The organism is Microbacterium sp., from assembly GCF_049650565.1.
Taxonomy (GTDB): Bacteria; Actinomycetota; Actinomycetes; order Actinomycetales; family Microbacteriaceae; genus Microbacterium.
In genome coordinates, this window is the sequence record NZ_JBASAK010000005.1 from 1 (window position 1) to 18,801 (window position 18,801).

21 protein-coding genes are annotated in these 18,801 nt (G+C 69.6%); 12 read left to right on the plus strand and 9 right to left on the minus strand.

What is annotated here, in order from left to right; all coding sequences use genetic code 11:
* From WA967_RS00785 to WA967_RS00800, 4 genes are all read left to right on the plus strand, one after another.
* The coding region (locus tag WA967_RS00785; protein WP_424419004.1) for a hypothetical protein at window positions 1–2,166 on the plus strand (2,166 nt) is incomplete at its 5' end.
* A gap of 50 nt (window positions 2,167–2,216) precedes the next feature.
* Window positions 2,217–2,627, plus strand: a complete 411-nt coding sequence (locus WA967_RS00790) for a DUF6157 family protein (protein ID WP_424419005.1) — start codon at window positions 2,217–2,219, stop codon at window positions 2,625–2,627.
* Between the two features lie 30 nt (window positions 2,628–2,657).
* Window positions 2,658–3,251, plus strand: a complete 594-nt coding sequence (locus WA967_RS00795; RefSeq protein ID WP_424419006.1) for an RNA polymerase sigma factor — start codon at window positions 2,658–2,660, stop codon at window positions 3,249–3,251.
* On the plus strand, window positions 3,248–4,021 hold the full coding sequence (locus tag WA967_RS00800) for a hypothetical protein (protein ID WP_424419007.1): 774 nt from the start codon (window positions 3,248–3,250) through the stop codon (window positions 4,019–4,021). Before WA967_RS00795 ends, WA967_RS00800 begins: the two co-directional genes overlap by 4 nt.
* A gap of 54 nt (window positions 4,022–4,075) precedes the next feature.
* On the opposite strand, the gene WA967_RS00805 is transcribed toward WA967_RS00800, so the two are convergent.
* Window positions 4,076–4,258 (minus strand): PspC domain-containing protein, encoded by a 183-nt coding sequence (locus WA967_RS00805; protein WP_424419008.1) that lies wholly within the window; start codon window positions 4,256–4,258, stop codon window positions 4,076–4,078.
* A gap of 38 nt (window positions 4,259–4,296) precedes the next feature.
* Window positions 4,297–5,961, minus strand: coding sequence for an ABC-F family ATP-binding cassette domain-containing protein (locus tag WA967_RS00810; protein WP_424419009.1), 1,665 nt, complete (start codon window positions 5,959–5,961; stop codon window positions 4,297–4,299).
* 269 nt (window positions 5,962–6,230) lie between these two features.
* Between WA967_RS00810 and WA967_RS00815 the strand changes: the two genes are divergently transcribed.
* Complete coding sequence (locus WA967_RS00815) at window positions 6,231–6,539, plus strand: hypothetical protein (protein ID WP_424419010.1); 309 nt, start codon at window positions 6,231–6,233, stop codon at window positions 6,537–6,539.
* Here the strand turns inward: WA967_RS00815 and WA967_RS00820 are convergent.
* Window positions 6,530–7,183, minus strand: a complete 654-nt coding sequence (locus tag WA967_RS00820; protein ID WP_424419011.1) for an alpha/beta hydrolase — start codon at window positions 7,181–7,183, stop codon at window positions 6,530–6,532. The two genes, WA967_RS00815 and WA967_RS00820, sit on opposite strands and share 10 nt — an antisense overlap.
* Before the next feature lie 67 nt (window positions 7,184–7,250).
* Between WA967_RS00820 and WA967_RS00825 the strand changes: the two genes are divergently transcribed.
* Genes WA967_RS00825 through WA967_RS00835 form a run of 3 tightly spaced genes read left to right on the plus strand, consistent with a single transcriptional unit; the run spans window position 7,251 to window position 10,713 of the window.
* Window positions 7,251–7,838: an NUDIX hydrolase family protein gene (locus tag WA967_RS00825; protein ID WP_424419012.1), complete on the plus strand. Its 588-nt coding sequence runs from the start codon at window positions 7,251–7,253 to the stop codon at window positions 7,836–7,838.
* A 1-nt stretch (window position 7,839) separates the two neighbouring features.
* Window positions 7,840–8,772: a hypothetical protein gene (locus WA967_RS00830; protein WP_424419013.1), complete on the plus strand. Its 933-nt coding sequence runs from the start codon at window positions 7,840–7,842 to the stop codon at window positions 8,770–8,772.
* Between the two features lie 33 nt (window positions 8,773–8,805).
* Complete coding sequence (locus tag WA967_RS00835) at window positions 8,806–10,713, plus strand: M3 family metallopeptidase (RefSeq protein ID WP_424419014.1); 1,908 nt, start codon at window positions 8,806–8,808, stop codon at window positions 10,711–10,713.
* A gap of 143 nt (window positions 10,714–10,856) precedes the next feature.
* Here the strand turns inward: WA967_RS00835 and WA967_RS00840 are convergent, their stop codons facing one another.
* The 3 genes from WA967_RS00840 to WA967_RS00850 all read right to left on the minus strand — a co-directional run bounded on the left by WA967_RS00840 (window position 10,857) and on the right by WA967_RS00850 (window position 14,201).
* Window positions 10,857–11,924: a threonine aldolase family protein gene (locus WA967_RS00840; protein ID WP_424419015.1), complete on the minus strand. Its 1,068-nt coding sequence runs from the start codon at window positions 11,922–11,924 to the stop codon at window positions 10,857–10,859.
* Window positions 11,925–11,979: 55 nt separating this feature from the next.
* On the minus strand, window positions 11,980–12,627 hold the full coding sequence (locus WA967_RS00845; protein ID WP_424419016.1) for an SDR family NAD(P)-dependent oxidoreductase: 648 nt from the start codon (window positions 12,625–12,627) through the stop codon (window positions 11,980–11,982).
* A 125-nt stretch (window positions 12,628–12,752) separates the two neighbouring features.
* Window positions 12,753–14,201 carry a DUF6421 family protein gene (locus WA967_RS00850; RefSeq protein ID WP_424419017.1) on the minus strand — a complete coding sequence of 483 codons (1,449 nt, stop codon included), beginning with the start codon at window positions 14,199–14,201 and terminating at the stop codon, window positions 12,753–12,755.
* A gap of 72 nt (window positions 14,202–14,273) precedes the next feature.
* On the opposite strand from WA967_RS00850, the gene WA967_RS00855 reads away from it, so the two are divergent.
* Window positions 14,274–14,714: an Lrp/AsnC family transcriptional regulator gene (locus WA967_RS00855; protein ID WP_424419018.1), complete on the plus strand. Its 441-nt coding sequence runs from the start codon at window positions 14,274–14,276 to the stop codon at window positions 14,712–14,714.
* On the opposite strand, the gene WA967_RS00860 is transcribed toward WA967_RS00855, so the two are convergent.
* On the minus strand, window positions 14,690–15,508 hold the full coding sequence (locus WA967_RS00860; protein WP_424419019.1) for a PfkB family carbohydrate kinase: 819 nt from the start codon (window positions 15,506–15,508) through the stop codon (window positions 14,690–14,692). The genes WA967_RS00855 and WA967_RS00860 overlap by 25 nt on opposite strands.
* Window positions 15,505–16,272 (minus strand): YggS family pyridoxal phosphate-dependent enzyme, encoded by a 768-nt coding sequence (locus WA967_RS00865; RefSeq protein WP_424419020.1) that lies wholly within the window; start codon window positions 16,270–16,272, stop codon window positions 15,505–15,507. The genes WA967_RS00860 and WA967_RS00865 overlap by 4 nt, the downstream gene beginning before the upstream one ends.
* 84 nt (window positions 16,273–16,356) lie before the next feature.
* Here WA967_RS00865 and WA967_RS00870 point away from each other — a divergent pair, with 84 nt between their 5' ends.
* Window positions 16,357–17,364 carry a 1,4-dihydroxy-2-naphthoate polyprenyltransferase gene (locus WA967_RS00870; protein ID WP_424419021.1) on the plus strand — a complete coding sequence of 336 codons (1,008 nt, stop codon included), beginning with the start codon at window positions 16,357–16,359 and terminating at the stop codon, window positions 17,362–17,364.
* A 65-nt stretch (window positions 17,365–17,429) separates the two neighbouring features.
* A complete protein-coding gene (locus WA967_RS00875; RefSeq protein WP_424419022.1) occupies window positions 17,430–18,071 on the plus strand; it encodes a dihydrofolate reductase family protein in 642 nt (213 codons plus the stop codon).
* Between the two features lie 24 nt (window positions 18,072–18,095).
* Here the strand turns inward: WA967_RS00875 and WA967_RS00880 are convergent, their stop codons facing one another.
* On the minus strand, window positions 18,096–18,359 hold the full coding sequence (locus tag WA967_RS00880; RefSeq protein WP_424419023.1) for a DUF4229 domain-containing protein: 264 nt from the start codon (window positions 18,357–18,359) through the stop codon (window positions 18,096–18,098).
* A gap of 92 nt (window positions 18,360–18,451) precedes the next feature.
* Here WA967_RS00880 and WA967_RS00885 point away from each other — a divergent pair, with 92 nt between their 5' ends.
* Window positions 18,452–18,793, plus strand: coding sequence for a PLD nuclease N-terminal domain-containing protein (locus WA967_RS00885; protein ID WP_424419024.1), 342 nt, complete (start codon window positions 18,452–18,454; stop codon window positions 18,791–18,793).
* Window positions 18,794–18,801: the final 8 nt, after the last annotated feature.

Sequence of the window (18,801 nt, forward strand, 5' to 3'; positions counted from 1 at the left end):
TCGATCGACGACGTCCACGTGGACTTCGGCGTCCTCGCGGGTCTGCTGTTCGCGCTCGCCGCCCTCGTCTACGGCGGCGAGATCAACGGCACCATGGATGCGGGCGGAGGCCTGTTCTCGGTCGGCGGCTCCGCATCCATCTGGGTGTTCCCGCTCACCCTCACCCTCGCCGCGCTGGTGGCCGTGTTCTGGTGGGGTGTCCGGCAGGGTCGCACCCGCACACTCCCGACCTGGCAGCACCGCGCGGTCTACGCAGCCGTCGTCGGACTCGCCACCGGGCTTGTGCTGCTGATCCTCACGCTCGTCTTCGCCATCCGCATCGATGAGAGCGGCGTGCACGTGCTGGTCACGGGCGCCGGCTACCGCGTCGTGCTGTTCTCGCTGGTGCTGGTCGGCACCGCGGCGTATCTCGGGCGCTGGGCGGGATCGGTCGCGCAGCCGGGCGAGAACTGGTTCCGGTCCGGCATCCGTCTCTTCGACGGCCTGCCCCGCGTCGCGCGAGAGACGCTCGCCTACGCGACGTTCGGCGGTGCGGTCTTCGCCGTGCTCGGCGCCGTCTTCGTCGTGGCCGGCTCGTGGCAGAACCTCGGCGTCGGCTCGATCGCCCTCGGCCTGCTGGGGCTGCTCAACATCGCCCCGCTCGCCGCGGTGGTCGGTCACCTGGGCGGGCTGGCGGGGACTGTCCCCGGGGCCGACAGCACGTTCACGGTCTTCAATGCGGATGAGCCGCTGCTGTGGATCTCCGTGCTGGCAGCCGTGCTGCTCAGCATCTTCCTGGCGCTGTGGATCGGCATCCGCCGCCCCCGCCGCAACGGCATCGACTGGGCCTCCACCTGGCGGCTGCCGCTGGTGGTGCTGCTGGGCTGGCTCGTCGTCGGAACCGTGTTCTTCGGCGTGGGCGTGAGCGCAGGCGCGCGCGGCGCCACCTTCAGCGTGGGCGTCGGCATCGCACTGTGGTCCTCGTTCGTGATGGCCGTGTGGGCATTCGCCGTCGAGGTGGGTGCGCAGACACTGCCTGCGCTGGCGTACGGCTCCGTCCCGCAGCTGCTGACTGCGCTGACGGGACGCTCGGCCGTTGCGGCGTGGGCGGCGGGGACGAGCGGCATCACGACCGGGGCGGATGCCGCGGATCAGCCCGCCGTTGCGGTCGGTGCGGTTCCGGTCGGCGCCGTTCCGGAGCCCAAGCCGCTCAGCCCCGCCGCCAAGCGCGGGCTCGTCATCGGCCTGTCCGCCGTCGGCGGCGTGGCCGTGCTGGCCATCGCCGGCGGCATCGCGGTGAGCGTGCTCAACTCCAGCCGCACTCCCGAGGCCGTCGCTCAGCAGTACCTCGACGCGATCGCCGCGGGGCACGCCGAGGCCGCGAACGCGCTCGTCGACCCGAACGTCCCTAAGGCGCAGCGAGCCTTCCTCACGGATGCCGTGATGAAGTCGGCGTCCGAGCGGATCACAGACGTCTCCGTCAAGCGCGAGGGCTCCAGCCGCGGCGACTCGGCCTCGCTCACCGTCACCTACCGCCTCGACGGCGTCAAGCAGCAGGCGTACCTGTCGGCGTCCAAGGGGGAGCCGGAGTTCATCGTGCTGGACACGTGGAAGCTGGACGACAGCCTCGTCGTGCCGGTGGAGATCCAGGTCGAGGGGCAGGGCGGGGCCAGCGTCGGCGGCGTCGAGCTGCCGTTCGAGTTCGACGGCGGCTACGGGCAGGCCACGGTGCCGATGTATCCCGGCGTGTACGAGCTGTCGAGCGAGGGGTCGAAGTTCTTCGCGCTGGAGCAGAAGACGCTGACGGTCGGGTCGCCGGAGGACTCCTTCCAGGATCTGTCCTTCGCGCCGACGGATGCCCTGAAGGAGGCCGTCACGAAGCAGGTGAACGAGCTGGTGGACACCTGCCTGGCATCCACCGCCGCCGACCCTGACGGATGCCCGTTCCACGCTTACACCTTCGACGACGACACTCAGGTCACGTGGACCGAGCAGGGCGAGCCGACGATCGAGATCGACGATCGCGGCACGCGGGTGTCGGCGTCCGGCACGGTGGTCGGGAGCTATACGGAGGACTTCTTCGGCACCACGCGCCAGCGGTCCGATGAGGACAACTACTCGATGTACGGAGACATCGAGGTCGATGGCGACACCGTGAAGGTCGCGTTCGACGACAGCTGGTGGTGAATCGCCGGCGGGGGCTTGCCGATGTCGGCGGCCCCCGCCAGGCTGTGGTCATGGCGCACACGACGAATTACACCAGCACCTTCATCGAGGTCTCGGACGACTGTCGCGCGGAGCACGGCGAGGAGCCCCCGATCGCGGAGAACCTCTCGATCGCGGCGCTGCATTACCGGCTGCTCAGCGAGGAGCCGTACACCCGCACCTCCGATGACGTGCTGTTCGAGACGCACGCGCTGCGCAAGGGCATCGACCCATCCGACGGCGCGGCTCGCGAGGAGTTCTTCTCGAAGGGTCAGCCGTGTCTGCGCTCCTCCCCGCTGGGCAAGCGCTACGGCTGGGGCATCCACCACGACGCGCAGGGCCGCGTGGCACTGGTGTCACGCGACTCCGAGGAGTACGCGCGCCTGGCCGCCGACCCTGCGCTCCAGCACGTCAAGGCCATGCGGTCCAGTCGGACGGTGTGACACTTCCGCTCCTGCCGGACATGACGGTGTATGAGCGAGAAGAACGACGAGACCGAGATCTGGGAGCGTGCGCGCGCGGACAGCGGTGAAGCCTTCGCCGAGCTCTTCCGCCGGCACCGCGAGGCGGTGTTCCGTCGTGCGCTGGCCCTGGTCGATCGCACGCAGGATGCCGAGGACGCCCTAGCCGTCGCGTTCTTCGAGCTCTGGCGGAAGCGAAGGTCGGTGCTGCTCGTCGACGGCACGGTGCTGCCGTGGCTGCTGGTGACGGTCGCCAACACGGCGCGCAATCAGCGCCGCGGCGGGATGCGGTATCGACGGTTGCTGGCGGCGATGCCGCGGTCGGATGCTCGGGATGCCGAGCACGAGGCCGTGCAGGCCATCGAGACAGAGGTGCTCGGCATCCGCCTGCGGGAGGTGCTGGCCACGCTGGATCCGAAGGATGCCGCGCTGCTGACGCTCACGGCGCTCGACGGGCTCACCGTCGCCGACGCCGCACCCCTGGTCGGGCTGAAGGCGGGTGCTGCACGCACGCGGCTCATGCGCGCCCGGCGTCGGCTGCAGCAAGATCTGGGCTCGAATCCGTCGCACATCCCCTGGTTCCTCTCGGAAGGAGAACGCGCATGAACACCACACTGGATCCCATCTTCGCGGCGGCCCTCGAACGCGAACTGATGGCCGTCGGCACGCGGCGCAGTCGGCTGCGGCGCAGGCAGCGCAGAGCGCGCGTGGCCGCCATCGCCGGCGGATCGCTGGCTCTCGCCGGAGCACTCACCGGTGCCGCAGTGCTCAGCGGGCTGCCAGGGCAGACCACGGTCACCCCGTTCGGTGAGACTGTCAGCGGGTCGTACACCGGCACGGCCGCAGTGGACCTCGGACCGGTGCCTGCGGGTGCCGATCGGGTGATCCTCGATGTCACGTGCACTGAGGGCGGCGACATGCAGGTCCCCCTGCGTGTCGGTGCGCACGGTCTGAAGAGCGGGGTCGAGGGCGGCTCTGTCTCCTGGAACTGCTCCGATCCGATCCGCGAGAACAAGACCGCGCACATCGATGATGGCCTTCTTCCCGCGAAAGGCAGCACTGAGATCACCATCACTGCGGATGCCGGGACGACCTGGAGCGTGGTGGCCCGCTACGGCTCGTCGAGCACCACGCCCTGGGGCGTGAACGCGAACGGCGAGACGTACGGCGTGCCCAACGAGAACGGCATCCCCGACCTGGTCGCCGCCCAGGCCACCAACGGCAGAGTCGGCTACACCCGGGAGTCCGAATCGAGGGCGCTCGAAGGTGAGGGGTATCTCAAGGTGTACGAGTCGGACGGAGTGACGCAGATCGGCTGGTTCCCGATCGCAAACGATCCGGCGACGCTCCCCGACCCGCCGGCGATCGAGAAGTAAGCGAACGTAGCGAGGGTGGCCCGGAATCGACCGGGCCGCGCTTGGGTACTGTGCTCAGTACTCGTTCGGGATGACGATCCAGAGCAGGATGTACGCCCAGATCGACAGGCCGGCGAACAGCACAGCCAGCACGGTGATGATGCGCATGACGGTGGGGCTGATGTTGAAGCGCCGTGCCACACCGGAGCACACACCGGCGATGAGACGATTCTCACGAGGTCGGACGAGAGTGTTCATGCTCCCATCCTGCCCGCCCGCATCATGCACGGGAACCCTCATCCGATCTCGGTGAGCCGGCCCTCGGCATCCAGCTCCAGGGTCAGCGTCAGGCCCAGCCGGTTCAGGAACACGTCGTCGTGGCTGACGACGAGCACCGCGCCGCGATAGGCGCGCAGCGCCTCGACCAACTGGTCGACCGTGTCGAGGTCGAGGTTGTTGGTCGGCTCATCCAGCACCACCAGGTGGGGAGCCGGGTCCGCCAGCAGCAGGGCCGCCAAGGCTGCACGGAAGCGCTCACCACCGGACAGCGCGGACACCGGACGGTCCATCGCGGCGCCCCGGATGAGGAAGCGGGCGAGCCTGTTGCGCAGCTCCTTGTCGGGCACGTGCGGCGCGGCCGCCGCGATGTTCGCCACCACGGACTTCTCGTCGTCCAGGCCGTCGACGCGCTGAGACAGGTAGCCGATGCGGTCGGTGTGCGGTTCACAACTCCGGAGAATCGGCAGCAGAACGTCCGGAACGCCGGGTTCCGGGTCGATTCCGTCCGGATCTCCGGAGTTGTGGACAGAGTCGGCCGCCAGCCGCCGCAGCAGCGTGGTCTTGCCGACACCGTTCCTTCCGATCAGCGCCACGCGCTCGGGCCCCTGGACGATCCATGAGCGCTCGCCGTCATCCAGCGTCGCGATGCGCCGCGAGTTCGAGACGCCGGGATCCGGCAGCTCGATCTTCATCGAGTCGTCGTCACGGATGCGGCGTCCGGCGGCATCCAGGGCGTCGCGGGCCGCACCCTCGTTCGCGGCCACCTCAGTGCGCAGCCGTCCCGCCGACACCTGAGCAGCCCGCTTGCGACTGTTCATGATGATCTTCGGAACGCGCTTCTCCTCGTACGCCTTCCTGCCGACCTGCGCGCGATGCGCCAGTTTCGTCTCGGCCTCGATGCGCTGCCGCTTCTCCTTCTTGAAAGCCTGGGTCGCATCACGCTCGGCCTGCCTCGCAGCATCCTGCTCGGCATCCAGCCAGGCCCGCCACTGGGAGTACGGACCGCCGAACACGGTCAGCGTGCTGTCGTACAGCTCGGCGGTGTCGTCCATGAGCTCCAGCAGGGTGATGTCGTGACTGACCACGATCAGCGCTCCCTTCCAGCTGCGGACCATGTCTGACAGCCGGCCTCGCGCCACCCGGTCGAGGTTGTTGGTCGGCTCATCGAGCAGGGTGATCGGCGCGCGGCGAAGCCGGATGCCGGCGATCGCGACCAGCACGGCCTCGCCGCCGGACAGCTCGCCGACCGTGCGGTCGAGGAACGAGGGGTCCAGTCCCGCCTCGGCAAGTGCACCCTCGGCCCTGGCCTCGACGTCCCAGTCGTCGCCGACAGCATCGAAGTTCGCGGGGTCGACATCGCCCGTGGCGATGGCGCGCACGGCATCCAGCGACGCGGCGATCCCCAGCAGGTCTGCCACGCGCCGGTCGGTGTCGAGGGTCAGCCGCTGCGGCAGGCAGGCCACCTCGTCCGTGCGGATGATCTGCCCCGACGTGGGCGCCAGATCGCCTGCGATCAGCCGCAGCAGAGTGGACTTGCCGGCGCCGTTGCGCCCGACGAGTCCGGTGCGGCCGGATCCGAACGAGCCCGACACGGCGTCGAGCGCGGTCGAGCCGTCCGGCCAGGTGAAGGAGACCCGGTCGAGCGTGACGGCGGCGGAGGTGAAGGCGGACGGTAGTGACATGAGCGTCTCCCGGAAGCGTGCGGGTGCGCGGATGCCGACAGCACGTCAGGGACGTGGAAGGACCGGAGCCTCGATGGGCCTGAACGGGTCGGAAGGATCGTCGGATCGGCGCGTGGATGATTGCGCGGAGGGGCGACGACTCAGATCAATGGACTTCCAGACACGGCGGACAGGACTCTGCGACAATACCCGCCGGTGCGCGAAGAACGCAACCCGGGCGTGTCGCGGCCTCGTCGCGCGTCATCCACTGACTGCGTACGGTGGATGCCATGGATGACCGCCCGCCCAGCCCGCACGAGACCCGCGCCCGCATGGGGTTCTCGCTGAGCATCATCGCGGGGATCATCGTCACGGCTGTGCTGATGTCGCTCAGCGACAACACGTGGCTGAGCGTCGGCATCGGTCTGATCCCCACCATCGTGTTGATGGTCCTGTTCACGCGCAGGCCTCGCCGGCAGCATCCGGATGTCGGCGATGGAACAGATGCCGGACCGACTGCCGGTGGCCAGACGGATTCCGGTGACGAGACGGATGCCGGTGACGGACCCGGCTCCGCGGACGACGGCCCTCAGCTCTGAAGCGCGTCTTTCCACTGCGAGAGGAACAGGTTCACGTCGGCCAGCTCCTGCTCGGAGATGGAGTGCGTCAGGCCGGTGTACACCCGGCCGGACAGCTCGGCGTGCGCGGGCAGCCACTGCGTCGTGTGGTCGATGAGGTTGGGCGGGATCACGTCATCCCGGCTGCCGCGGCCCCAGAACACCGGGGGACGCAGCTCGGCCAACTCGGCGTCGTTCGGCAGATCTCCCGGTGCGGCGTACCCGCTCAGCGCCACCACGGCCGAGATGCGCGACGGCGTCAGTCTCAGCGCCTGCAGCGCCACGGTCGCGCCCTGCGAGAATCCCAGCAGCGCGATCGATGACCCGGCCGCGACGGCGGTGTCCAGCCAGCGCAGCAGGGCCTCGGCGGCGGTGGTGATGCCCGCGGCATCCCTCGAGTTCAGCGCATCGATCGCGTACCACGAGCGTCCCGGCATCGGCCACGGCGGTGCGAGCGGGGCGGCGACGGAGGCCACGGTGATCCCGCCCGGCAGATACGGGACCAGGCTGAACAGATCCTTCTCATCGGCACCGTAGCCGTGCAGCAGCACGAGCAGCGCCCGCCCGGACTGCTCCTCGGGCGACCACAGCGTGAGGGAGTCGTCGATCTCCACCGGTTCGCTCATGCAGCCATCCTGCCAGCGCCCGCCGACGTGCGGTCGCGCTGTCCGCGGGTGCTGGTAGAAAAGACACATGGCGGTGCGCACACCTGATCCAGACCCCGAGGGCGGCTTCGGGTTCGACGACGTGCCCGGTCCGGACGCGAATCCGGCGTGGCTGACGGACATCGAGCTGGAGGAGGCGCGACGGCGCCTGCCCATGCTGTACGTCGAGGCGGTGCCCGTCGTCACCGACGGCTCGGGTCAGGTCACCTCGATCGGCGTGCTGCTGCGCTCCACCCCGCTCGGCGAGATGACCCGCACGCTGGTGTCGGGCCGGGTGCGCTACGGCGAGACGATCCGCGACGCGCTGTTCCGGCACATGGAGAACGACCTGGGCCCGATGGCGTTCCCGCTGCTGCCGGTCTCGCCCACGCCGTTCACGGTGGCGGAGTACTTCCCGATCCCCGGCATGAGCGCGTATACCGACGACCGGCAGCACGCCGTGTCGCTGGTGTACATCGTCCCCGTCACCGGCACCTGCGAGCCGCGTCAGGACGCCCTCGAAGTCACGTGGTTCTCGCCGGAAGAAGCCGCCTCCGATGCGCTCGCCGCCGAGATGGAGGGCGGTCGCGGCACGCTCATCCGCCACGCGCTCGCGCATCTCGGCCTGCTGCGCTGACATGACCTGGACCCCGGAGATCTGGGGCACCGCGGCCTTCCTCGACGGGCTGCGGGAGTGGATGCGCCCGCACACCGGCGAGGTGCACTCGATGGTGCGGGTCAAGGACCGCCCCTGGTCGGGCGTGTGGCGAGTGGATGCCAGGAACGGCGTCTTCTACGTCAAGCAGAACTGCCCGGTGCTCCAGCAGGAGGCGCGCGTGGTCTCGGTGCTGGCTCGCGTCGCGCCCGACCTGGTCGTCCCGCCCGTCGCCGTCGACGTGAAACGGGATCTGCTGCTGACCGCCGAGACGGGGCCCACATACCGCGAGGCGCTCGCCGCTGGTTCCGCGGTGAGCTGGGAGGACCTGCTGCGCGACGCGATGCTGCTGGCACGCGCATCCGTGCCGGTGCTGGACGAGCTGCGGATGCCGGTGCTCGATCCCGCCGGCATAGGGGAGCTCATCGCCCGTGCGGGTGCGGAATGGGACATCCCCGACGAATTCCGGGAGGGTGCGGATGCCGCCCTCGACCTCGCCGGGGAGGCGGGCGACCGGCTGGCGGCGCTCGGGCTGCCGCTGGCGCTGAACCACAACGACCTGCATGACGCCAACGCGTTCCTCGTCGACGGACGGGCGCGCTTCTTCGACTTCGGCGACTCCGTGGCGTCATCGCCACTGACCGCGCTGCGCATCCCGCTGGCCGTCTACGCGCGGTCGATCGACACGACCGAGGACGACCCTCGCGTGCTGAGACTTGCGGATGCCGCGCTGGAGGTGTGGAGCGACCTCGTGCCGCTGGATGCTCTGCGCTCAGCGCTCCCCGACGCGCATCGGCTGGCGGCCGTCGCGCGAGCGGCGACCTGGCATCGTGTGATCACCAGCATGCCGATCGAGTTCGTCCCGGACGACTACTGCGGTGCCGATGCCGACTGGCTCGCCGAGGCCGGCGCCTGAGCACAGGAGGATCCGCCGCGTAGGCTCGGTCGGGTGACCGAGAACATCGTCTTCCCCGCAGCATCCGGCGACTGGCTCGCCTTCGTCACCACCCGCCGGCAGGAGCGTCTCACGCAGGTCGAGGCTCTCGCGGACTCGCTCAAGTACGGCGCGGAGCGCAGCACGAGCGAGACGCTCGAGATGTGGAACGACCTGCAGATCGCGTTGCGCCAGGCCCGCAGCGAGGCGGACCTGTTGTGCGAGGTGCATCCGGATGCCGAGGTGCGCGCCGCCGCCGAAGAGGGCGTCACGGACGTGCACGCGGCCGAGTCGGCGCTGATGGCGGATGCCGAGCTGGCGGCCGTGTTCACGGCGACCGACCCGGACGGACTGGGTGCCGATGCCGCCCGCGTGCGCGAGCACCTGCTCCGCGACTTCCGCCGTGGTGGCGCCGACCGCGACGAGGCGACGCGTGAGAAGGCGCAGGAGCTGGCGGCCCGCGACAGCGAGCTGAGCCTGGCGTTCGCCCGCAACATCCGCGACGGCCGTCGCGAGGTGCGCTTCGCCCCCGAGGCGCTGGACGGGCTCCCCGAGGACTTCTTCGCGCAGCATCCGGTCGGCGGCGACGGACGCATCGCCGTCTCCACCGACAACGTCGACGTGATGGCCGTGCTCAACTACGCCCGCGACCGCGAGACCCGCCTTGCCGTGCGCCGCGCCCGCGCCGACCTCGCGTGGCCGGCCAACGACGCCGTGCTGGCCGAACTGCTGGACGTGCGTCAGCAGCGCGCCGACCTGCTGGGATACGCCAGCTGGGCCGACTACGAGACCGAGACCCGAATGGCCGGCTCCGCGGCGCGCGTCGCCTCGTTCCTGGATGAGGTCGACGCCGCCTCGAAGACGGCAGCCGATGCGGAGTACGAGCTGCTGCTGGCGCGACTGCGTCAGGACATCCCGGATGCTGAGGCCGTGACCGCCGCAGACCGCAGCTACCTGCTGAACCGCCTGCACGAGGAGCGCTACGCCGTCGATGCGCTGCAGGTGCGGCGCCACCTGTCGTTCGAGCGGGTGCTGGGCGGGCTGCTGTCGACCACCGGCCGGCTGTTCGACATCGAGTACGCGCCCACCACGGACCCGGCCTGGCACGAGGATGTGCGCTCCTACGACGTGGTGCGCGCGGGAGAGCGGCTGGGTCGCATCCATCTCGACCTGCACCCGCGCGAGGGCAAGTACAACCACGCGGCCTGCTTCCCACTGGCCCCGGGCGTGCGCGGACGGGTCCTGCCCGAGGCCGCGCTGGTGTGCAACTTCCCGCGCGGGCTCATGGAGCACCGCGAGGTGCAGACGTTCTTCCACGAGTTCGGGCACCTGGTGCACGAGATCCTCGGCGGCGATCAGGAGTGGGTGGAGTTCTCGGGTGTCGCCACCGAGTGGGACTTCGTCGAGGCGCCCAGCCAGATGCTCGAGGAGTGGGTGTGGGATGCCGAGGTGCTGGCCTCGTTCGCTCTCGATGACGCAGGGGTGCCCATCTCCGCCGATCTCGTCGCCCGCATGCGCGAAGCGGATGCCTTCGGCCGGGCGCTGCTGGTGCGCACGCAGCTGGGGCACGCGCTGGTCTCCTATCACCTGCACATGGACCGGCCGGCTGATCTCGCCGCGGCCACCGACCACTGGTACGAGGTGTCCGCCCCGTTCGGCAGGCTCGGCGGCGAGCACTCCTACGCGGCCTTCGGCCACCTGACCGAGTACGGCTCCTGCTACTACACGTACCAGTGGAGCCTCGTGATCGCCCGCGACCTGCTCACCGGGTTCGCGGGCCTCATGGACCCGGCATCCGCCACCCGCTACCGCCAGGAGATCCTCGAGCCCGGTGGCCGCCGGGATGCCGCCGACCTGGTGGAGTCCTTCCTCGGCCGCCCGTTCACGGTCGACGCGTACCGGGAGTTCCTCGGCTCGCACTGACGCCTGACATCCGCTCTGTGCGTCGGCGCCCCTGCTCGCTCTGTGCGTCGGCGCCCCTGCTGAACGACGTCGCCCCTGCTGAACGACGTGTTTCAGCAGGGGCGAGGACGACAGGCAGGGGCGGCGGCTCCGAGCAGCCGATATCAGGCCGTGGTCAGGCGACCCAGCTCGGCGACGAAGGCGTCGACGTCGGACTCCTGGGTGTCGAAGCTGCACATCCAGCGCACCTCGTTGCGCGAGGCATCCCAGTCGTAGAACCGGAACTTCTCGCGCAGCTGGTCGGCCACGCCGTCGGGCAGGATCGCGAACACGCCGTTGGACTGCGTCGGCTGCGAGAACGAGACGCCGCGGATGGATCCATCAGCGAGTCCGGCCTCGACCGCGCCGCGCAGGCGCTGAGCCATGGCGTTGGAATGCTGGGCGTTGCGCAGCCACAGGTCGCCTTCGAGCAGCGCGATCAGCTGCGCGGAGATGAAGCGCATCTTCGAGGACAGCTGCATGTTGAACTTGCGGCCGTAGATCAGCCCGTCCGCTGCCTCCGGGTTCAGCACGACGATGGCCTCGCCCAGCATGGCGCCGTTCTTGGTGCCGCCGAAGCTCAGCACGTCCACGCCGGCATCGCGGGTGAAGGCTCGCAGCGGCAGGTTGAGTGCGGCCGCGGCGTTGGAGATGCGGGCGCCGTCGACGTGCAGCTTCATGCCGCGCTCGTGCGCGTGGTCGGCGAGGGCTGTGATCTCCTCGACGGTGTACAGCGTGCCGACCTCGGTGGACTGCGTGATCGAGACCACCAGCGGCTGGGCGCGGTGCTCGTCGCCCCAGCCCCAGGCCTCGCGGTCGACGAGCTCGGGGGTGAGCTTGCCGTCGTCGGTGGGCACGGCCAGCAGCTTGAAGCCGCCGATGCGCTCGGGGGCGCCGCCCTCGTCGACGTTGATGTGCGCGGTGGTCGCCGAGATCACCGCACCCCAGCGCGGAAGCATCGACTGCAGGCCGGTGACGTTGGCGCCGGTGCCGTTGAACACCGGGAACGCGGTGACGCCCTCGCCGAAGTGCCGCGCGAACACCTGCTGCAGGTGCTCGGAGTACACGTCCTCGCCGTATGCGATCTGGTGGCCCTCGTTGGCCTGGGCGATCGCCTGCAGCACCTCGGGGTGGATGCCGGAATAGTTGTCGGATGCGAAACCGCGCACGGCGGTGTCATGCAGAATGCTCACGATCATCCAGTCTATTCGGGGTGTCATCGCGGCCTGCAGGCCGACCGCGAGGTGGTCACGCGCGCAGGTCGATGACGCTCGCGTTGAGCTCACTCGCGGGGGCATCCCACAGCCCGACCACTGCGCGGGCGAGTGAATCGGCGTCCAGCCCGCCCTCGGCGCGCAGGACGACGGATGCCGTGCTCAGCGCTGCACCGGCATCCCGTGCCGCCTTCGCGTAGCCCTGCGCGACGGCGCGCGCCCACGTCTCGGCCGCGGCCTTGACTGTGGCGTAGTTCGCACCGCCCGCCAGGGGCTTGAGCACCGCCGTGGAGGACACGATGGCGAAGCGACCGGCATCCGACGCCTTCAGCTGCTCGTCGAACGCGCGACTGGTGACGCGGACGGCCTGCAGGGCCGGGAGCAGGGCGGCGAAGTCCTCGTCGCTCTGCCCGGCCAGCCCGCCGCCGCCGCGCCAGCCGCCGACCAGCGGGATCACGCCGTCGACGGCACCCGCACGCGCGGACAGGTCGGCCATGTCGGTCTGCTTCGTGGCATCCGCCACCTCCACCCGAGCACCGGCGTCGGAGAGGGGAGCCAGGCGCTCGGCGGAGCGACCGGTCGCGATCACCGCCGCTCCGGCGTCGATCAGAGCTCGAGTGACGGCCAGGCCTGCGGCGCTGGTCGCCCCGGCGACGAGGATCGTGCGGTTCGTGACGGTCATGAAGAGCTCCTTCGTGGACGGATGTCGGCTGAAAGCACGGATGTCGGCGGACTCGACCATTCTCCGCCGACATCCGTGAAATGCACCGGCATCCGTGCGCGCAGTCGCTTGCAGATCGGTGCTGATCAGTCGTCGGTGCCGCGGATGCCCACGGTCGACTCGATGACCGGCCGCATCTTCTTGTTCAGCGTCTCGAAGAACATCGACAGCGGGAACTCGTCATCCATCACGGCGTCGGTGTAGCCGCGAGGCGCTCCGGCGAGGATCTCATCGCTCAGGCCACGCGCCCACTGGGATGCCGGGTGCGGGGTGAGCGTGCCGCGGACCAGCTCGTACGCGGCCAGCCAGTGCGCGATCTTCGGTCGGTCGATCGAGTGCCAGTACAGGTCGTCGATCGCATCTCCCAGCGCGACGACGGCGTCAGGCACGTTGTCCCAGTCGAAGGCGAGGGCGGTGTCGGTCCAGTGCAGCACGCCGTGCTGGTGCAGCCAGGCGAACAGCAACTGCCCTCCGACCGCGTCGTAGTTGCGCACGCGGGTACCGGTGATGGCGAAGCGGAAGATGCGGTCGAAGATCACCGCGTACTGCACGAGGTGTGCGTAGTCGTGCATCTCCTGCTCGGCCTCGGTGAGCGTCTCGCCGGCGGCGATGCGGGCGTCGAACGCGCGCTCGATCTTCACCGACTCGCGGAACGCCGTCATGTCGCAGCGCATCTCCTCGAGGGAGTAGAGGAAGAACGGCATCCGCTGCTTGATCATGAACGGGTCGAACGGCAGGTCGCCGCGCATGTGCGTGCGGTCGTGGATCATGTCCCACATCACGAACGTCTTCTCGGTCATCTGCTGGTCGTCCAGCATCGCCGCGGCACGCTCGGGCAGTTCGAGGTTGGTGATCTCGGAGGCAGCGCGCACGACGCGGCGGTAGCGGGCGGCCTCGCGGTCCTGGAAGATCGCGCCCCAGGTGAAGGACGGGATCTCGCGCATCGCGATGGTCTCGGGGAACAGCACGGCCGAGTTGGTGTCATAGCCGGGGGTGAAGTCGACCAGCCGCAGTGAGACGAACAGCTTGTTGCTGTAGTCGCCGGCCTCCAGCTCGGCGACGAACTCCGGCCAGATGGTCTCGACGATGAGCGCCTCGACCAGGCGGTCTGTCGAGCCGTTCTGCGTGTACATCGGGAAGACCACCAGGTGGCGGATGCCGTCGATGCGGTTCTGCTGAGGCTGGAACTGCATCAGCGAGTCGAGGAAGTCCGGCTCGCCGAAGCCGCCGTCCACCCAGCGCTGGAAGTCGACGATCGCGGCCTCGAGGTAGGCGGCGTCGTGCGGGAAGGCGGGGGCCAGGGCCCGGATGCCGGAGATGATGGCCGCCACATGCTGGGCGGCGACATCATGGGTCGCCGAGCCTGTCGAAGCGTCGACGCCCTCGGGGATCGAGCCGTCCTTGATCTGCAGCGGGCGCAGCGCGATGGCGGCTTCCTTCAGCTGCTTCCAAGCGGCGCTGGTCTCGGCTGTGGCGGAATCCTCGACGACCTCGGGCTCGCCGATGATGGTGTTGGTGGTGCTGATGATGGACATCGAAGCCTCCGATCCTGAGGATGAGCGGAAATTTTCCGGCGGTTGCCAGATTCAGCAACTATTATTCCACTCATGGATGATGCTGTCGACCGCGCCCTGCTCGCTGAGGTCTCCCGCGACGGACGAGCCACGCTCTCGCACCTGTCAGAGCTGGTCGGGCTGTCCACCTCGGCCGTGCAATCCCGCCTGAAGCGGCTGGAGGCGCGCGGCGTGATCGCCGGCTACCGGGCCGTGCTCGACGCCGAGCAGGTCGGCAGGCCGCTGTCGGCATTCGTCGAGATCACGCCCATCGATCCCGGCCAGCCCGACGACGCCCCGGCGCTGCTGGAGAAGCTGCCCGAGATCGAGGCGTGCCATTCCATTGCCGGAGAGGCCAGCTACATGCTGATGGTGCGCGTGGCGGGGCCGAAGGCCCTGGAGCGGCTGGTCAACGAGATCCGCGCGATCGCGAACGTCCGCACCCGCACGACCATCGTGCTGCAGACGTACTACGAGCACCGGCCCATCGTCTGAACGTCAGGGAGCAGCGCGCGCACCGCGGCGGCTGCCTGATCGACGGCATCCGTCACAGAGGAGCCTCGGCGGAGTGCCGCGAGCAGGGCGCCGGCGAATGCGTCTCCGGTGCCCTTCACCGTGGTGGGGATGAGCGGATGCTCGAAGCCTTCGCTGCCGTCGCGGGTGACGACCACGTCCATCAGCGTGCTGCCGCCCGCTGCGGCGCCGCCGCTGATCACGACCCACTCCGCCCGCGGGCCCAGCAGGGAGCGGGCCGCGTCGGTGGCATCCGTCTGCTGCAGATCCGCGCCGCTCAGCAGGGAGAGCTCGAAGCGGTTCGGGACCAGGCCGCTGGCCAGCGGAAGCAGCCGGTCGCGCAGCGCCGGTGCGACAGCCGGATCCGTGTACAGCCCGACATCCGAGTCCCCGAGAGTGGGGTCGACGAGCACGCGCAGCCCTGGCCTGCGCTCGAGCAGCGGCTCGAGGGCATCCGCCACAGCCTCCACCTGATCAGGTGAGGCGAAGTAGCCCGTGCAGATGCTGTCGATCTCGTCCAGCACACCCAGCGCGTCGAGATCGCGGATGCTGCCGGCCAGCCACTCCGCGAGCATCGGCTGCGCCTGCACTCGTGGATAGTGCGGCAGATTGCCGAGCACGACGGTCGGCAGCGTCACGACCCTGGCATCCGCCAGCAGGGGCAGGACGCCGTTCATCCCGACCGAGCCGAACGCCACCTGCGAGCCGATCAGCAGCACGTCCGCAGGGCGCCGATCCAGCTCCCAGCGCTCGCGGCCCCGGGCCCAGTCGCTCATCCGGCGAAACCCGGCCAGTACTCGGAGTCGGGCGTGGAGCGCGCGCCGAAGATGGCCTGGCCCACGCGCACGACCGTGGCGCCCTCCTCGATGGCGGCCTCGAAGTCGCCGGACATGCCCATCGACAGTCCGCCCGGGCCGACCAGGTCGCGCTCGCGCGCCTGGTCGCGCAGGTCGCGAAGAATGCGGAAGCACTCCCGCACTCGCTCGGTGTCGCTGCTGAACAGCGCCAGCGTCATCAGACCCTGCACGCGCAGGCTGTCGCGGTGCTGCAGCTCTTCGAGGAAGGCGAGAGCGTCAGCCGGCTCCAGCCCGAACTTCGACTCCTCAGCCGAGGTGTTCACCTGCACGAACACGTCCAGCCCGCGGCCGGCGGTCTGAAGGCGGCGGTCGAGGGCATCGGCCAGGCGGATGCTGTCCAGTGCCTGGAACTCGTCGGCGAAGGCCACCACATCCTTGGCCTTGTTCGTCTGCAGATGCCCGATCACCGACCAGCGCACATCCTGGTCGGCGAGGTTGCCGGCCTTGCGCTTGGCCTCCTGCACCTTGTTCTCGCCCAGGTCCGTCGCGCCGGCCCGGATGGCCAGCAGCAGCCTCTCCTCGGGGACGGTCTTGCTGACCTGCAGCAGCCGGATCTCGTCCGCGGAACGCCCGGCTCGCGCGGCAGCGGCGGCGATCCTCGCGCGCACATCGGCGAGGTTGAGGGCGAAATCCTCCACGGACTCCGCGTGCGGGTACTGCGGGCGAGCGGGCTGATCTGTCACGCCTCGAGGGTACCGCTCGGCGCGCCGGAGGATGGGACGGCCGCGGGACCCGGGCGGGTGGCTTCGGATCGATAGGATGCCTGCGTGGCAGGTTCCTCGAAGAAGTCCCGCAAGCGCGCATCTCACAACAGGCGAGCGCCGCAGAACAGGCGCCCCTCGCAGCAGCGGCAGACATCCGGCAACCCGGCGAAGCGTCCCGTCATCGAGGCGGGCCCGGTCACGCTGGGCGACTGGATCGGCGCCGCGCGGCTGCGCACGCTGCCGCTGGCGGTCGCCCCCGTCGTCCTCGGCACCGGCGCCGCCCAGGTGACCGATCCGAACCTGCACTGGGCGATCGCGCTGGCCTGCCTGGCGGTGGCCGTGCTGCTGCAGATCGGCGTGAACTTCGCCAACGACTACAGCGACGGCATCCGCGGCACCGACGCCAACCGGGTCGGGCCCGCCAGACTCACAGCATCCGGTCGCGTCCCCGCGAAGCGGGTCCTGGTGATCGCGCTGGTCTTCCTCGCACTCGCCGCGGTCGCGGGTCTTGCCATCATCATCCGCACGCAGCAGTGGTGGATGCTGCTGGTCGGCGCCGCGTGCATCGTGGCGGCCTGGTTCTACACCGGCGGCAAGCGGCCCTACGGCTACAACGCCATGGGCGAGCTGTTCGTGTTCGTCTTCTTCGGCCTGGTGGCCGTGCTCGGCACCACCTGGGTGCAGTCCTTCGCGCTGCCGCTGGAGGCCTGGCTGGCCGCCGTCGCGGCGGGGCTGTTCGCCTGCGCGGTGCTGCTGGCCAACAATCTGCGCGACATCGACCAGGATCGGGCCTCGGGCAAGCGCACGCTGACCGTGCTGATCGGGCGCCGCGCCACGCAGATCGTCTTCACGGTCTTCGCCGTGCTGCCCTTCCTCATCGCCGCGCTCTTCGCCCTGCTGCTGTACCCGGTGGCGTGGCTGGCACTGATGGCGCTGCTGGGAGTCGGACCTGCGATCCTCATCGTGTGGACCTATCGCGAGGCCCGCGAGCTGGTCATCGCGCTGAGCCTGACCTCGCTGTCGTCGGTGGCGTACGCCGCCCTGATGTACTGGGCGCTCGTCGCGCCGTGAGCGGCGGCTGATCCCCGGATGCTCCAGGGGTTCCCTGCAGGCACTCGCTCGGGAAGAATCGACGGATGACAGTACGCGTCGACCTGAACATCTCCCTCGACGGATTCGCGACCACCGTCGACCAGACCCCGGAGAACCCGATGGGCGAGGACTGGGGGCGGCTGGTGGCCGCCTACACAGCCACCCGCACCTTCCGCGAGCGGGTGATGGGCGAGACCTCGGGCGAGGGCACGACGGGCGTCGACGAGAAGTACGCGAGCGCCTACTTCGAGGGCATCGGCGCGGAGATCATGGGCGCCGGCATGTTCGGACTGCACCTGAACGCCGACGACCCCGACTGGCGCGGCTGGTGGGGTGACGAGCCGCCGTTCCGCGTGCCGGTGTTCGTGCTGACGCACACGCCGAGGGACTCGATCGAGTTCGCCAATGGCACGGTGTTCCACTTCCTTCAGGCGTCATCACAGGATGCGCTGGCGCGGGCCCGGGATGCCGCGGGCGGCGCAGACGTGCGCATCGGCGGGGGAGTCGACGTCGTGCGGCAGTTCCTCGCCGCCGGGCTCGTGGATCGGCTGCACGTCGGCATCACGCCGATCCTGCTCGGCGGCGGGGAGCGGCTCTGGGACGGGCTGCGAGGCCTGGAGGGTGGTGCCGAGGTCGTCAGCGAAGTGGCCGAGAGCGGTGTCGTGCACGTGACGTTCCAGCGCTGAGGCGCCGAGTCGGGGGCATCCGCCTCACTCCTCGTCGGTCGCGCTGTCCTCCACATCCTCGTCGGCGTCGTGCCGGTTGCGCTTCTCGTACAGCGCGCGCGATGTGGCCGACAGCGGTGCACGCAGGAACAGCAGCGAGATGCTCATGCCGATGAGTGCGGCGAAGAGAGCCGCCATCCACCAGAACTCGCGGAAGATCGGGAAGAAGAACCACATGATCGCGAGCGGCACGAGAAACGCCAGCAGGCGCAGCACGCTGTAGACGAGGAGGGGCGGCAACTTCTTCACGCGTTCAGTCTAGGAGCGCACGCTAGGCGGGGGCTGTGCGGTCCTGATGAGACATCGGAACCAGCCGAGCCGGGCCGACCTACACTGGAACCATGGCGCGTTTCCTGATCGTCGGCGGATTCCTCGCCGTCGTGTTCTGGGTGTACAGCATCGTCGACTGCGCCGTGCAGCCGGCGACGCGGCACCGTGGCGTCTCCAAGAGCGTCTGGGTGCTCATCGTGATCCTGCTGCCGGTGATCGGCGGCGTGCTGTGGTTCACACTCGGCCGGCTGGCCGCAGGGCAGGTGCCGACCAGGTACGTCGTTCCGCCGGATGACGACCCGCAGGTGCTCAGGCGGATGCACAATGCCGAGCAGGATGCCCGCATCCGCGAACTCGAGGCGGAGCTGGCCCGCCTGGACGACGACTCCGACGGCGCGGACCCGCGCTCGTGACGGCGGCG